This window comes from Clostridium sp. DMHC 10, from assembly GCF_001270375.1.
Classification (GTDB): domain Bacteria; phylum Bacillota; class Clostridia; order Clostridiales; family Clostridiaceae; genus Clostridium_S; species Clostridium_S guangxiense.
In genome coordinates, this window is record NZ_LGVB01000015.1 from 472,380 (window position 1) to 487,611 (window position 15,232).

The window sequence follows — 15,232 nt, forward strand, 5'->3', positions numbered from 1 at the left end:
GTTATTTGTTTTAGTGACTAGTAATCACATCATCTATAAGTCCATACTCTTTAGCTTCATATGCATCCATAAAGTTATCTCTCTCTGTATCCTTTTCTATTACTTCAAGAGGCTTTCCTGTTCTTTCACTATATACAGTGTTTAGTTTCTTTTTTATGTGAAGAATTCTATTAGCGTGAATTCCTATGTCAGTAGCCTGACCTTGGAATCCTCCAAGTGGCTGATGTATCATAATTTCACTATTAGGAAGTGCAAATCTCTTTCCTTTAGCACCTGCCGTAAGTAAAAATGATCCCATAGAAGCAGCCATTCCTATACAAATTGTAGAAACATCGCATTTTACATATTGCATTGTATCGTAAATAGCCATTCCTGCAGTTATTGATCCACCAGGACTGTTTATGTAAAGATAAACATCTTTATCAGGATCTTCACTTTCCAAAAACAATAATTGTGCAACTATTAAACTAGCTGATGTATCATTTACTTCTTCACCAAGAAAAATTACTCTGTCTTTAAGTAATCTTGAATATATATCGTAAGACCTTTCACCTCTATTTGTTTGCTCTATTACATAAGGAACTAAACTCATACAAATCCCCTCCTACTAATTAAGAATTATGATTTTATTTAAAATTAATTGCCAAGAAGTATCCTGGCAATTAAGTCCTTTTATATATTATGCTATATTTTTAATTTTCTAATCAAAATAATTATATTTTAAGCTACAACTTTAGAATTTTTTACTAATAAATCAATTACTTTGCTGTTGACAACATCGTTTTCTATCATAGGTTTTTGAGCCTGTAATATTAATTCTGCCATCTTATCTAAGTCTTTATCAGTATATTGTTTTGCATATTCCATAGCTTTTTCTTTTAATTCTTCTTCTGTTGCTTTAACTTCTTCAACTTCAGCTATTTTTTCTATAACCAACTTTGTTTTCACTCTTTTTTCAGCTGTTTCTCTCATATAATCTCTAACTTTTTCTTCTGAACTATTTGTAAATTGATAATAAGAATTAAGATCCAATCCTTGATATTTTAATCTTGATTCTAATTCCTTAAGCATGCTATCAGTTTCATTTTTTATCATTACTTCTGGAATGTCAATTTTGGCATTTTCAGTTGCTGCATCAACAACACTATCTTCAAATTCAGTCTTTGCTCTTTCAGCATTAGCTTCTTCAATTTTCTTTTTGATATCAGCTTTTACTTCTTCTAAAGTGTCAAATTCTGAAATTTCTTTTGCAAATTCATCATCAAGAGTAGGTATTTCCTTTATTTTTATTTCTTTTATATCAACTTCGAATCTAGCTTGTTTGCCATTTAATTCTTCTTTACCATATTCTTCTGGAAAGGTTACATTAACAGTTACATGATCGCCTTTTTTAGCGCCAATAAGTTGTTCTTCAAAGTTATCTATAAAAGTACCACTTCCTATTTCTAGTGAAAAATCAGTTCCTTCTCCACCTTCAAAAGCCTTATCTTCTACATATCCTTTGAAATCGATAACTGCTAAATTTCCTTTTTCTATTGCTTCGTTATCTTCTTTTGTTTCAATTCTTGCGTTCTTTTCCTGCATTTTCTTTAATTCGTTTTGTACATCCTCATCTTTTACTTCGTGATCAACTTTTTTAACTTCTACGCCCTTGTATTCTCCAAGTTCAACTTCAGGTTTAACAGTAACTTTTGCAGTATATACAAAATCTTTTTCTTCCTCTAAAGTAACAATATCTATTTCTGGATAAGCTACAGGATCTATATTATTTTCTTCCACTACTTTAGGATATGTAGCATCTATACAATAATTAACTGCATCTTCATAAAATACACCAATTCCATAATATTGTTTTATTATTTGAAATGGTGCCTTTCCTTTTCTAAATCCAGGTATATTGTACTTTCCGCGATTTTTATTATATGCTTTCATAACAAATTCTTTAAATTTTTCTGCTTCAACTGTTATATCGAATTTAACAATATTTTTCTCTGATTTTTCCACATTAACGTTCATAATGAATATTCCTCCTAATTAAAGTACCTTACTTGATAACTTAAACATTATAACATATGCAAATAGTTATTTACAATTAAATTTTTAATTCACATTAATACATTATAACATAATTTATATTATTTTAAAAACTTTTCTAGTTTTTTCTTACATTCTTTAAGTTCATCATAGGATGTGTAGTTTTCTCTATAAATTTCTACTATTCCATTCCCACAATAATTGTTTTCTTTAAGAAGACTAATTATATCTAAATAATTAACCTCTCCCTTCCCTGGGAGTAAACACGTTTCTTCTTTGCTTCTATCATTTATGTGAAAATTTATTAACTTTTCACCCATTATATCTATATACCTATAAGGTTCCGTATTAGCTCTATAAGCTTGCTTTATATCAAAGGTAAAAAATAAATCATATTTGCAATTCTCTTTTAAAAACTTTAGAAAATCCAGACTTTGAGACATACACCACGACACATTTTCCTGTGCAAGTTTTATACCATTTTCAAGAGCTATATATGTAAGTTCGTTATAAATATCAATAATTAATTTTTTGTTAATAGTCGCCATATCTTGATATCTCATTCCATGAAAAGTATAACACATTGCTCCAAGCCTGCTGCCAGCCTTGCATACTTTTTTAAAACTTTCAATCATATCCTTTCTTCTTCTTCTATAAGCATCAAAAATATATGGTTCGAAGGAAGAAGAAAAAGCATGAACTGAATTTATACTTATATTATAATTATTTTTTTCTTGAATAAGTTTATCTATAAAATCATCAGAATACTCTGAAAAGCTGTTTAAAAAAATTTCAGCACATTCAAACCCAAGACTATTTATAATTTCAAGTGAATCTTCAGTATCTACATAAGGATAAAAAACTGCTGATGATAATCCTATTTTCAAGTCCTTTCAACTCCTGACTAATTTGTAGTTGTTCCATCTGCCTTCATATACTGTGTAGTAGTATCTGTCACTATTTCTATGCCTTTATCTGTCATACCATTAATCTTCACATCATTACCATGTATATTAGTGTTAGCATAAGCTTTATCTTTGATTGTAGTTCTCCATACATATTTATCAGTTCTATTATCAAACCAAGGAAGCTGAGATATATAAACCACTGTATTATCATCTATAAATTTAGGTGAAGCACACCAAATATAATTCTGGTTACTTTGAATAATATTATCTTTAGAAAAAAGTGGTACCACTAGTAGACGTATATGTTTTATATGTTATATCTGAAACATTTCCATTAGCATCAACATAATACATATTTTGTCCAGCCTTTTCATATATAATTAAATTTTGTGATGAAGGGCTTATGTTGTATTCTCCATCGACTCCATTTAAATTAACAGATTTTATTTTTCTGACATTTCCACTAATATTATAAGTCACAATCACCTGCTTCCCGTCAGCCAATTTAGCATTAACCACTTGATCTTTACTTTCATTTTTATTAGGTTTCGTCGTTGAATTACCCTTAGTAGTTTTACTAACCCTCTCAGATGATTTCTTATTAGCAGCCTCTTTCTTATTTTGTTCTTGTTCAAGCTTAGTTGCAATATTTTTAAAGCTAACCCCATTAAAGTTAATTCCTAGATATATTTTTACAACTAAATAAATCCCTAAACAACAAACAAAAAAAACTATTATCTTTTTTCTTCGCTTTCTTCTTCTTACTTGCCTGTCATACTGATTACTAAAAATACTAGGTCTAGCCAATTTTCAAACCTCCTAAGTAATTATCAATTTTATTATAACGCAAATTGACCCAATTTAGTAATAATTTTTTATGAATTTAAGTATTTTTTATAAGTATAGTAAAGTAAAAGAAACTTGCCAACATTTAAGTTCTCAAGTTTCTTTACCTACATATTTATTTAAAGTACTCTTTCATTGGTAAATAATTTATTTCTCTGTTTTCTTTTTTTACCTTAATTGCAGTTATAAAAGCCTTAGCTGTATCTATACAAGTAAATACAGGCACTCTATATACTGCTGCTTTTCTTCTTATCTTAAAGCCTGTAGTTCCAACTACGTTACCTTTTGTAGGTGCATTTATTATAAGATTTATCTTACTGTCATCTATAAGCTGCATAAGCTCATTATAGCTTATTATTTCACAATCTATTCCGTTTTTAATTAAATATTTTCCTGTTCCACCTGAAGCAAAAATTTTATATCCAATTTCACTATACTCTTTAACTAGTGCTACGCTTTCTTTCTTATCTACATCTTTAACTGATACATATAAATTCCCCTTAGTAGGTATACTATATCCTGCTGCTCTAAAACCTTTATATATTGCTATATCGAAATCTTTATCCACACCCATAACTTCACCCGTTGAACGCATTTCAGGTCCAAGGTATGTATCTACATTTGCAAGCTTTTCATTTGAAAATACAGGTACTTTAATCGCATAAAGTTTATTATCTCTTTTTAAATCAACTCCGTAGCCTAAATCTTTAAGTTTTTTACCTGTAGCAATTTCAATGGCTAACTTAACCATTGGTACTCCAGTAACCTTACTTAATATTGGCACTGTTCTAGAGGCTCTAGGATTTACTTCTATTACATACACACTGTCTCCATCGTACACATACTGTATATTCATAAGTCCCTTAACATCAAGTGCTTTTGCAAGCTTTTTAGTATATTTTACAAGTGTATCAACCACTTTCTCTGGAAGGGTATGGTAAGGATACATAGTTATACTATCACCTGAATGCACTCCTGTTCTTTCTATGTGTTCCATAATTCCTGGCATAAGAATATTTTCACCATCTGATATTGTATCTACTTCTATTTCTGTACCCTTTATATATCTGTCAATAAGTACAGGATGTTCAGTTGAAAGCGTAACTGCCTCTCTCATATATTTTTGAAGACCTGCAAGATCATATACAACTTGCATTGCACGTCCCCCTATTACATAAGATGGTCTTACTATAACGGGATATCCTAACTTTTCAATTGCATCATAAGCTTCTTCCATGCTTGTTACAGCAGTTCCTTCTGCTTGAGGTATATCAAGCTTCTTTAAAAGCTCACTGAATTTTTCTCTATCCTCTGCGAGATCTATAGATTCAAAGGAGGTTCCAAGTATTTTAACGCCTCTTTCAGCAAGCTTTCCCGAAAGATTTATAGCTGTTTGACCACCAAGCTGAACTATAACACCTTCTGGTTTCTCCTTCTCTACTATATCCATTACGTTATCTATATAAAGTGATTCAAAATAAAGCTTATCAGCAGTATCAAAATCCGTACTTACAGTTTCAGGATTGTTGTTTATAGTTATTGATTTATAGCCAGCTTCCTTTATTGCCCATACTCCATGAACGCAGCAGTAGTCAAACTCTATTCCCTGTCCTATTCTTATAGGACCTGATCCAATAACTATTATCTTTTTATCATTTGTAACTTCATCTTCATCTTCATTCTCATAGCATGAGTAGTAATAAGGAGTTTTAGCTTCAAATTCACCACTACAGGTATCAACCATTTTATATACTGGTTTTACAACTTTAACTATGGCATAAATCTCCCCTTCAGAGAGTTCAGTAAGTCTTGCTATTTCTTTAACCGTAAATCCCATCTTTTTAGCCTTTATTATAGCTTCAGATTTATTTTTATTTTCTTCATCTTCAAGTTCTTTTTCCATGTTAACTATATTGTTAATTCCATTTAAATACCAGTTATCTATTTGAGTCACATCGTGTATCTTGCTTATTTCAACACCTCTTCTAAAAGCCTCAGCTATAGCAAATATTCTCTCATCATCCTGCTTTTTTATTTTTTCAATAAGTTCTCTAACTGTAGTATATCTGAACTTTTTCAAGTCTAAGACCTGTCATTTTACCTTCAATTGAGGTTACAGCTTTTAAAAGTGCATTTTCAAAAGTTCTGTCTATTGCCATTACCTCTCCAGTAGCTTTCATCTGAGTTCCAAGCTTTCTTTCTGCTGTATTAAACTTCTCAAAAGGCCACTTAGGTATTTTTACAACAACATAGTCTAGTGCTGGTTCAAAACATGCACTTGAGTTTTTAGTTACATAATTTTTAAGTTCATCTAAACTATATCCTATGGCAATTTTTGCTGCAATTTTTGCTATAGGATAGCCTGCTGCCTTTGAAGCAAGCGCACTTGAACGACTAACTCTTGGATTAACCTCTATTACTATATATCTGCTGCTCTTTGGATCAAGGGCAAACTGTATATTACATCCACCTTCTATTTGAAGATTTCTTATTATTTTAAGTGCTGAATTTCTAAGCATGTGATATTCTTTATCTCTAAGCGTCTGCGATGGTGCTGTAACTATGCTATCTCCAGTATGCACTCCAACTGGGTCCAAGTTTTCCATATTACATACTATAATACAGTTATCTTTTTTATCTCTCATAACCTCATACTCAAGTTCTTTCCATCCCGCAACACTTTGCTCTAAGAGTATCTGACCAATAGGACTAAGCATTATTCCTCTTGCACATATTTCATGAAGTTCTTCCATGGTTGTTGCTATTCCGCCGCCTGTTCCACCTAATGTATATGCTGGTCTTATTATAACTGGAAGACCATATTTATTTACGAAATCAACACATTCATCTACATGTGTTGCTATAATACTTTTAGGAACTGGTTCATCTATTCTTTCCATGAGTTCCTTAAATTCTTCTCTATCTTCTGCCTTTTTTATAGCCTCACTATTTATTCCGAGAAGTTTTACATTATATTTTTCAAGTACTCCATCGTCTTTTAACTGCATAGCAAGATTTAAAGCAGTCTGACCTCCAAATCCAGCTAATATGCCATCAGGCTTTTCATTTTTTATTATCTCTCCTACTGATTCTACAGTAAGAGGCTCAATATAAACTTTATCTGCAATATGTGAATCGGTCATTATAGTTGCAGGATTGCTGTTTACAAGAATTGTCTCTATTCCCTCTTCTCTTACAGCCTTACAAGCCTGTGTTCCCGAGTAATCGAATTCTGCTGCCTGACCTATTATTATAGGTCCTGAACCTATTATTAGTACTTTTTTTATTGTCTTATCTAAAGGCATAGTTATCCTCCTCTTAATGCTTAAAAATTTGAATGTTTTATATAAACTTCTTAATTAATATGCCACTTTTTCCAAACATGAGTCTATTTGAAGCTTACATTTCACTTCATTTATCTTACTATTTTTTATATTTTTCTTAAACTTATCGAAAAGATATGTCGTATCAGTAGGTCCTGGAGCACCTTCAGGATGAAATTGAACTGAGAAAATTGGAAGTTTACTGTGTTTCATTCCTTCTACCGTACCGTCATTTAAATTTCTATGCGTAATTATCATGCCTTTTTCCATAACACTTTTTTCCTCTACTGCGTATCCATGATTTTGTGCTGTTATATACGCCTTATCTCTTTCAATATCATAGATACCATGATTTCCACCTCTATGACCAAATTTAAGTTTATAAGTATCTCCACCAACTGCAAGTGCAATTATTTGATGTCCAAGGCATATCCCAAAGGTAGGTAAATGTTTTATAAGTTTCTTTACATTTTTAACTGTCTCTGGAATTGATTTAGGATCTCCAGGTCCATTGCTTAAAAACAATCCATCTGGATTAATACTTAAAATTTCTTCTGGACTAGCATCATATGGAAATACTGTTATATCGAAATCTTTTGCCTTAAGATTTTCTATTATATCACTTTTTATACCAAAGTCCATAACGGCAATTTTATATCCATTGCCACTTATATGCAAAATTTCTTTAGTACTTACTTCTGAAACATACTTATCTACAATTTCAGTTGAAGCCATGATTTTCTTAAGTTCGTTTAAGTCAAAAATTTCATTAGAAATCACGCATTTCATAACTCCAGTATTTCTAATTTTTTTAGTAATACTTCTTGTATCTACTCCATAAACTCCAACTACCTCCATATCCTTTTACCACAGCCCCATTTTTATAACAGATGTCCACCTCCACCAAACTTACCACCTTCACTTCCTTCACCATCTGCCCAAAAAGCTCCTCATCAAATTCCTTAATAGTATTTTGCCTCCCCCTTAATATATTTTCAATTTCTTTTACCTTCTCAATCCCATTCTTCCTTATCACTTCCACATTATCAAACCTTTGCTTCTTTGCCTTCAGCTGCTTTATTTCTTCTTCAAGCCTTCCGTATTCCTCATCGTAAATTTCATGGTCTAATCCTTTCCTTACATCCAACCTTACTAGGTTCATCATTTGCTCTTTCAGTTCTTCCAATCTTTCATTTACAGCTCGCACATCATCGCTATTTGTTTCACTTTCTAAAACCCTATTTATATTATCCATCATAGTTTTTAGAAAGGTTTCTTTGTTTTCAATGATTTTATTTATAGACCTTACAAATGCAGCTTTTAGTTTTTCTTCAGATACAGCCTTCATGCTGCAAGCTTTTACACCATTATCTATATGATTGGCACAAAGCCACACATACTTTCTATATTTCTCACCGGGTCCCCACCTTTTTCTTGTACATTTACTGCCGCAATTACCGCATATTATCTTGCCTGAAAAGGCATATTTATTGCTGTATCTACTTTTCGTTTTTTCTGAATAACCTGCAAGTGATGCCCTTCTCTTTATTTCTTCCCGCACCCTTTGAAATATTTCTTTTGGTATTATTGCTGGATGGCTATCTTCAACATAATACTGCTGCACTTCACCTTTATTTTTTACTCTTTTATGTGTTAGAAAATCCGTTGTTATAGTTTTTTGAAGCAGCGCATCTCCTGAATATTTTTCATTTCTCAATATTTTTTGTACAGTGGAATCGTACCACTTCCTGCCTCCTGCACCTGTTAAAATATTATCCTTCTGAAGTCCTTTGCCTATAGATCTTATACCCTTTCCTGAAAGGAACTCATTGTATATTCTTCTAACTACTTTAGCCTGTTCTTCATTTATAATAAGTTCTCCATTTTCATCTTTGTCATAACCTAAAAATCTTGTATGATTTACCCTTATCTTTCCCTGTTGAAATCTTCTAACTATGCCCCATCTGCTGTTTTCAGAAATGTTTCTTGATTCATCTTGGGCAAGTGAAGATAAAATAGTAAGTAAAACCTCTCCTTTTGAATCTAGAGTATCAATGTTTTCTTTTTCAAAATAAACTCCTATACCTTTATCCTTGAGTAGTCTTACATATTTAAGGCAATCCAGTGTATTGCGGGCAAATCTCGAAATTGACTTTGTAATAATCATATCAAACTGACCTGCGAGCCCTGCATCTATCATCCTTTTAAACTCATTTCTGCGTTTTGTATTTGTAGCAGTTATTCCTTCATCAGCAAAAATCCCTGCAAACTCATATTCTGGTTTACTTTTAATATAATTTTCATAATATGTCACTTGAGTTTCATAACTCGTAAGCTGCTCTTCTGTATCCGTACTTACTCTGCAGTAAGCGCAAACCCTTTTCTTTGTTCCTTTTGGCAAACCTTTTATCACTTGCATAGGTTTTGCTGGTATTACTGAAACCTTTGGCATGAAAATTCCTCCTTTACTGCAGCCCCTTAATTCCTCGCTTTTTAATAAATTTTTCTTCCAATATCATTCCATTCTTGAAATGAAGCTCTAAATGTGTTGGTGTAATAACTACTACCTTTTCTATTAGATTTTCAAATATATCATCATCAAACTCTGTAAGAGTGTTTTTTCTTTCTTCAATAAAGCTTTTAATTTCTAAGTTCCTTTTAAGAACCTCTTTATATTTATCATCATCATAAGTTAATTTATCTTTTTGCTGTTTAAATACTTGAAGCTTTTCATTTAAAACTACATATTTCTTATCAAATGCACTTTCCTTTAACTGACCTTTTATCTGCTGCCTCACAAGGCTTTTCATTTCTTCATTAATATTCTTTATTTCCATGTCTATTTTAAATGCCACCTCACAGCTTGCACTTTGCCTTATAACCTTTTGAACATTATCAATAAAAGCTTTAAAAAACTTTTCTTTGTTTTCATAAAGTTTATTAAAGACTCTTACAAATACTGCTTTTAATGTGATATCATCTACTGCTTTCATGGCACAATACTTTTTTCCTTTGCTTATATATGTACTGCACTGCCACACAATTTGTTTTGATTTTAACTTGCTGTTCCAGGTTCTTCTTTTAAAAACACTGCCACAGTTATCACATATTATTTTCCCGCTGAAAGCATATCTTTGAAGGTATTTATCTCTATCTCCAAATAAATTGCCATATTTTAAAGCTTTCTTTGCCATTATATCCTGAACCTTTAAGAAATCTTCTTTTGATACTATTGGTTCATGATCACACTTAATTACATACTTTGGAGCTTGACCTTTATTTTTCTTCCTCTTCTTAGTCAAATAGCTTACTGTTATAGTTTTCTGAAGTACAGCATCGCCATAGTATTTTTCATTTTTTAAAATGCCTTTTATTGAGTTTTCACTCCATAAAAACATTTCCTGATATAGTTTTTATATTATCTTTTTCAAGTTCTAATTTTATAGCCTTGAAAACTTTTGCCCTCAAGGTACCTATTATAAATTTTCTTCACTATTTCTGCTTGTTCCTTATTTACAATAAGCTTACCTTTATCATTCATGTCATAGCCAAGAAACCTTTTTGTATTAATTTTAAATTTTCCTTTCTTGAAATTTTTCTGAATACTCCATTTAACATTTTCTGAAATGCTCCTTGATTCATCTTGTGCAATAGAGCTTAATATACTTAAAATCACTTCACTATCAGCATTTAATGTATTTATATTTTCTTTTTCAAAATATACACCTACCCCAAAACTTTTAAGGTACCTTACCACTTCTAAGCAATCAGCTGTATTTCTCGCAAATCTTGATATGCTTTTCGTTATTATCAGGTCCACTTTTCCTAATTCACAAACTTTAAGCATTCTATTAAACTCTGTTCTTTTACCTGTTCCAGTACCCGAAATACCTTCATCTGCAAAAACACCATCATAATCCCATCCAGTTTTGCTTTTTATATAACTTTCATAATAGGAAACTTGTGTTTCAAATGATTCCATTTGTTTTAGACTATCTGTGCTCACCCTGCAGTATGCACAAACCCTTCTCTTTTTTAATAACTCTTGATTATCAGCAGACACTGTATTTCTTGCTGTAATGGCAGTTACCCTTTTCAACGTAAAACCTCCTTTCATTGGTAGTACATGTTACCTCTACTACCGCCTCAAAGCAAGTAATTTAGGCAGAGGAAACATGTAGAAAAAGTTAAAAAATAAAGAGCCTGAACCATTACAGTTCAAGCCCTCAATTTACTTATTAAAAGATTTTTTATTTTCCGTGTCTATTTTATTAAACTCAACTTCTGTTATAAGCTTATCTTTTAGAAGTTCCTTTAATATAGATTTACTGATTAAATATTCAACTGAAGCATTTTCAGCATTAAACATTTATATCACCTCTTAAAAACTTCCCTTATTTGTAGGATCATTAAATATTCCAAAGGCTGTAAGCACAGAAAATATTAAAGTCGTTAACTCTTTGTAACTATCTTCTGTAAGTCCTATTGGTGCTAAAAGTCCATAAGTTTTCAAAATAAAAAGCACCAGAGCTGCTACTGCTGCCCATGATGCCATGCTTTTAAATCTATTCTGCTTTTGATTATTTCCGCTTACTCCATTGTTATTTTCATTGCTATTTTGTACTTGATTATTATTATTTTCCATTATAATTCTCCCCTTCTATTTAATATAATCAGCGTAAACATATCCGCCATGATCACCAAAATATATTGACCACCAACTGCCTACTTTTTTATCAAGTCTTACTTTTTGTCCATTTTTAAGTTGTCCTATTACATTGTAATTAGTTCCTGCGCCACTTCTTACATTAAGCACGCTAGCTGTTACAGTTCCATAAATCACATTGCTATTTGCTACTTGATTTGATGTACCTGAAGAAATTCTATTTTTAAAGCTCCACCATCTTTGCCAATTGTTTGCGCTCATGCTCTGTGGACACATTTTTCTACTGGCATCATAATGCCTAACAACTTTATCAATAGGAACATTATATTTCACCATAAGAAATTTCACTAAATCAACTGCATTACTTACAGCCTTTTCATAATTACAATCGCAATTAACACATATTTCAACACCAATGGAATTATGATTTGTTATACCGTATCTTCCACCACCATCTCCGCAGTGCCATGAAGCATTATAATCCTCAAGCAATTGAACTATTTCCTTATCATCTACAAAGTAATGAGCTGAAGACTGTCTATCCCCTCCATTAAAATATCTATAGTGTGCTTCAGCATCTGCACCTCTATCCATATTTGCTGTATCATGAACAACAATGTATTTAATATCATTGCCGGAGGAATAGTTAAATTTAATAAGCTTTTTTGTTATTGGTAACATATTTTTTCCTTCCTTCTACTTTAAAATTTTTGATATTATAAATATTGCTATCTGAGTAACTAAAACTAGAATTATTGTTTTTGTGGTTTCATCCCATTTCTTAGCTGGTTTTTCTTCAAGTACTTTTATTCTTGCAGACAGCTCCTTAATATCATCCTTCAAAACTACTACTGTCTCACTTCCTGGTGGATCTCTTTCAAAATTATCTATCTTATCTGCTATTATTTTTACACTGTCCTTTATTTCATTTAAAATATTAAATATCATGGACACTCTTTCTTCATTCTTGTCTCCCTGTCTTTCCAATTTCCCCACCCTATCCTGAAGTTTTAAAATCATGTCATAACCCTTTCCCTCTGAGTCTTTTAATCCCCTTTCAAAGCCTTCTAGTTTATTCTTAAGATTTTCAATCTGCAAACAATCCTTGCAACTCTTATCCTCCAAAGTTTTCATCTCCTTTCTTTCAAAAAATAAAAAAAGACATCCTTGATTTAGATATCTTATATACTTAATGAGCAGGCATATCTAATGGATACACATAATCACAAGTAAAATCATATTGAATTTTCATTGTATTTGTCGGTGTTTTTGTTATTGCCTCTGGAAGCAAAGTATGTGCTGAAGCTGGAATAATATATTGCTGCCTTATTTGTCCACAATTACTATTATCAAATGTAAACATTGTAGATGTATCACTATCCCAAGATATACTACTGCATCTGATATAGCTAAAACTTGATGTACTATAAACGGTCAAATCATTATTTAACTGCAAATAAACATCATGTCCTATCATAGCCCACAATTTGTTATTAGGTATTTTAGTTAAAGTAATGTCATTATAATTTCCAGAACATATTTGAGCTTTATCAGCAAAAGTGCCATCCTTATTGTATCTTGCTATATAACTTTTATATTTGGCCTCTGAATCTGATGTATCTGTGCATCCTTTATAAGCTATATAAATATAAGCATCATTTGCTGCAATATCTGGATATCGTACATTGTATACAAGATCAGCTGGAATAGCTGCACTTTTGGAATAGGATGCAACCACGGCAAAATTTTTATCTAACTTTTTAAAAGAACCATCACTTATTAGTATCCAAAAGTTTGTGCCATCATAGGTAATAGCCTTCGCTGACACCGAAACTGCTGCATCACTTTTCTTTTGACCTGTAATTTTATCATATACCTTTAAATCTGTTGAATCTATTTGTAATGCATAAACATTGCTTTCATCTGTGCATACATTGCAGTAAGGCAAATAATTGTCATTATTTCCTGTCTCTAATGTTTTTCTAGTATAGGTTGAATTTATTACCGGACTTCGTGGACTTCCATCAGTGTCATCCCCACCTGTCCAATATATGCTTTTAAATGTTCCATTGGCTGCATTTGTTGGAAAATCCATAACATAGTGCCTTGTAGTATCGTTTCTCGTGGTCTCTGATTTATTTAAGCTTCCTCTTAAATTGTCATTACCACTGTAGGGATATACACTATCTGCATATCCAACAATATTTCCCCAAGTCCAATAATCATAAGCATCTTCTGGAATATCTCCTGTAGTCAAAACCATTATTCTAAAGGGATACGTTGTGTATATGTTCCTAAGTATGTCCTTTATATTATTATCCAACATAGGATAGTAAAACCCATCAAGGTAAGCAGTATTTCCAAATACAGCAGATATTCTATTTTCACTCTTAGCTTCATAGGTTTGCTTTCCTGTAAGGGAATCATATAATTTAACTGTAGCAGTACCTGTGAAAGGTAATATTGGTTTTTTCTTTAATACTTCTAGCTTGGTTCCTTTTATTAGGTCTTGGCTGTAAGATAAACTTTGTTTGTATGGCATTAATTTTCCTCCTCGCTATCATTTTTGAATACAAAAAAAGCCTATATATCTAAACACAGGCTTTAAATCTTTTATTATTTTAAGTTGTTAAACATTTTTTGTTTCAAATCATATTGTTCAATAGTAAAGCTTATTGCAATAAAAGTTTTAATATATCTTCTTGACGTTTTTCTAATACCTTACAAGTCCATTCAGTATATGTTAATACTTTTTGACTTCTTGTCAAATCACTTATACGCCCCTTAAAATATTTTTCCCTCTTAATTTCAAATTCATAATTGCTAGCAGAAGAATTTTTCCTTTTACTTAGCAATATTAAATTTGCAATTTTATGTTTCCAATAAATATGTTTTTCTTCATCAAACCAACTTTTCCACTTACTTTTATTGTTTATATTTTGTGGCATTACATGTTCTACACTTATTGTATTATATTTTCTTTCTATATTATGTTCAGACTCTAAATACTCTAATTTTAACAATACGTACTTGCAATAGGATTCATTGTACATATCACCATTAATTTTATCTTTTAAAGCATCTTTTTCAAATCCCATTACTTCACTTCTTATAATCTCTTCCGGTCTACTTGACATTTCAATTTTTCTTAATATAGAATTCATATTAACAACTCTTTTAGTTGATGTCGCTCCTAAAATCCAATCTGCAGCAAACTTTTTTTCTAATACTTTTACAAATTCAAAAATATTTTCTTCCTTAAAACGCTTATAATAATACAAAATAGGTGGAATCCAATCTGTTGATGGTAAAAAATCCGTCATTATATTTAATAAATTTTTATATTCTATGTCTTCAGAATTCCCATTCAACACATCCTTATCTAATATAAGTTTTTCATATATAGCCTTATAATCATTTAAGTATTCTATGAAGTCCTTTCCCTTCAAAATTTT

General features: G+C 31.3%; 14 protein-coding genes and 2 pseudogenes. All 16 read right to left on the reverse strand.

What is annotated here, in order from left to right:
- Nucleotides 1–10: 10 nt before the first annotated feature.
- Complete coding sequence (gene clpP / locus AGR56_RS04100) at nt 11–592, reverse strand: ATP-dependent Clp endopeptidase proteolytic subunit ClpP (protein ID WP_053241230.1); 582 nt, start codon at nt 590–592, stop codon at nt 11–13.
- Nucleotides 593–720: 128 nt separating this feature from the next.
- Nucleotides 721–2,016 carry a trigger factor gene (gene tig / locus AGR56_RS04105; protein WP_053241231.1) on the reverse strand — a complete coding sequence of 432 codons (1,296 nt, stop codon included), beginning with the start codon at nt 2,014–2,016 and terminating at the stop codon, nt 721–723.
- Nucleotides 2,017–2,135: 119 nt separating this feature from the next.
- Nucleotides 2,136–2,921, reverse strand: a complete 786-nt coding sequence (locus AGR56_RS04110) for a sugar phosphate isomerase/epimerase (protein WP_053241232.1) — start codon at nt 2,919–2,921, stop codon at nt 2,136–2,138.
- A gap of 17 nt (nt 2,922–2,938) precedes the next feature.
- Nucleotides 2,939–3,232 (reverse strand): hypothetical protein, encoded by a 294-nt coding sequence (locus tag AGR56_RS21340; RefSeq protein ID WP_242851307.1) that lies wholly within the window; start codon nt 3,230–3,232, stop codon nt 2,939–2,941.
- Nucleotides 3,213–3,749, reverse strand: coding sequence for a hypothetical protein (locus tag AGR56_RS04115; RefSeq protein WP_242851308.1), 537 nt, complete (start codon nt 3,747–3,749; stop codon nt 3,213–3,215). Before AGR56_RS04115 ends, AGR56_RS21340 begins: the two co-directional genes overlap by 20 nt.
- 154 nt (nt 3,750–3,903) lie before the next feature.
- Nucleotides 3,904–7,093 (reverse strand): annotated as a pseudogene (carB, locus tag AGR56_RS04120) (carbamoyl-phosphate synthase (glutamine-hydrolyzing) large subunit).
- Between the two features lie 54 nt (nt 7,094–7,147).
- Nucleotides 7,148–7,975, reverse strand: a pseudogene (gene carA / locus AGR56_RS04125) (glutamine-hydrolyzing carbamoyl-phosphate synthase small subunit); the annotation flags it as partial.
- A complete protein-coding gene (locus AGR56_RS04130; protein WP_084756863.1) occupies nt 7,923–9,563 on the reverse strand; it encodes a recombinase family protein in 1,641 nt (546 codons plus the stop codon). The gene AGR56_RS04130 and the pseudogene carA, both read right to left, overlap by 53 nt.
- 13 nt (nt 9,564–9,576) lie before the next feature.
- A complete protein-coding gene (locus AGR56_RS04135; protein ID WP_053241233.1) occupies nt 9,577–10,509 on the reverse strand; it encodes a recombinase family protein in 933 nt (310 codons plus the stop codon).
- 29 nt (nt 10,510–10,538) lie between these two features.
- Complete coding sequence (locus AGR56_RS04140; RefSeq protein WP_053241234.1) at nt 10,539–11,210, reverse strand: recombinase family protein; 672 nt, start codon at nt 11,208–11,210, stop codon at nt 10,539–10,541.
- A 132-nt stretch (nt 11,211–11,342) separates the two neighbouring features.
- Entirely contained in the window at nt 11,343–11,480 is a 138-nt protein-coding gene (locus AGR56_RS20665; protein WP_198149932.1) for an SHOCT domain-containing protein, read from the reverse strand.
- Nucleotides 11,481–11,492: 12 nt separating this feature from the next.
- On the reverse strand, nt 11,493–11,756 hold the full coding sequence (locus tag AGR56_RS04145) for a phage holin (protein ID WP_084756865.1): 264 nt from the start codon (nt 11,754–11,756) through the stop codon (nt 11,493–11,495).
- Between the two features lie 15 nt (nt 11,757–11,771).
- Nucleotides 11,772–12,458, reverse strand: a complete 687-nt coding sequence (locus AGR56_RS04150; RefSeq protein WP_053241235.1) for an N-acetylmuramoyl-L-alanine amidase — start codon at nt 12,456–12,458, stop codon at nt 11,772–11,774.
- A 15-nt stretch (nt 12,459–12,473) separates the two neighbouring features.
- Nucleotides 12,474–12,902: a hypothetical protein gene (locus AGR56_RS04155; protein WP_053241236.1), complete on the reverse strand. Its 429-nt coding sequence runs from the start codon at nt 12,900–12,902 to the stop codon at nt 12,474–12,476.
- A 64-nt stretch (nt 12,903–12,966) separates the two neighbouring features.
- Nucleotides 12,967–14,319, reverse strand: a complete 1,353-nt coding sequence (locus AGR56_RS04160; protein ID WP_053241237.1) for a hypothetical protein — start codon at nt 14,317–14,319, stop codon at nt 12,967–12,969.
- A gap of 130 nt (nt 14,320–14,449) precedes the next feature.
- Nucleotides 14,450–15,226, reverse strand: a complete 777-nt coding sequence (locus AGR56_RS04165) for an HNH endonuclease family protein (RefSeq protein ID WP_053241238.1) — start codon at nt 15,224–15,226, stop codon at nt 14,450–14,452.
- Nucleotides 15,227–15,232 lie beyond the last annotated feature (6 nt).

Bases quoted from the DNA above. Each gene is read 5' to 3' on its own strand.
- AGR56_RS04145 (WP_084756865.1), bottom strand. From the start codon at position 11,756: ATGGAAAATAATAATAATCAAGTACAAAATAGCAATGAAAATAACAAT.
- tig (WP_053241231.1), bottom strand. From the start codon at position 2,016: ATGAACGTTAATGTGGAAAAATCAGAGAAAAATATTGTTAAATTCGAT.
- AGR56_RS04130 (WP_084756863.1), bottom strand. From the start codon at position 9,563: ATGCCAAAGGTTTCAGTAATACCAGCAAAACCTATGCAAGTGATAAAA.
- AGR56_RS04150 (WP_053241235.1), bottom strand. From the start codon at position 12,458: ATGTTACCAATAACAAAAAAGCTTATTAAATTTAACTATTCCTCCGGC.
- clpP (WP_053241230.1), bottom strand. From the start codon at position 592: ATGAGTTTAGTTCCTTATGTAATAGAGCAAACAAATAGAGGTGAAAGG.
- AGR56_RS04160 (WP_053241237.1), bottom strand. From the start codon at position 14,319: ATGCCATACAAACAAAGTTTATCTTACAGCCAAGACCTAATAAAAGGA.
- AGR56_RS20665 (WP_198149932.1), bottom strand. From the start codon at position 11,480: ATGTTTAATGCTGAAAATGCTTCAGTTGAATATTTAATCAGTAAATCT.
- AGR56_RS04135 (WP_053241233.1), bottom strand. From the start codon at position 10,509: ATGTTTTTATGGAGTGAAAACTCAATAAAAGGCATTTTAAAAAATGAA.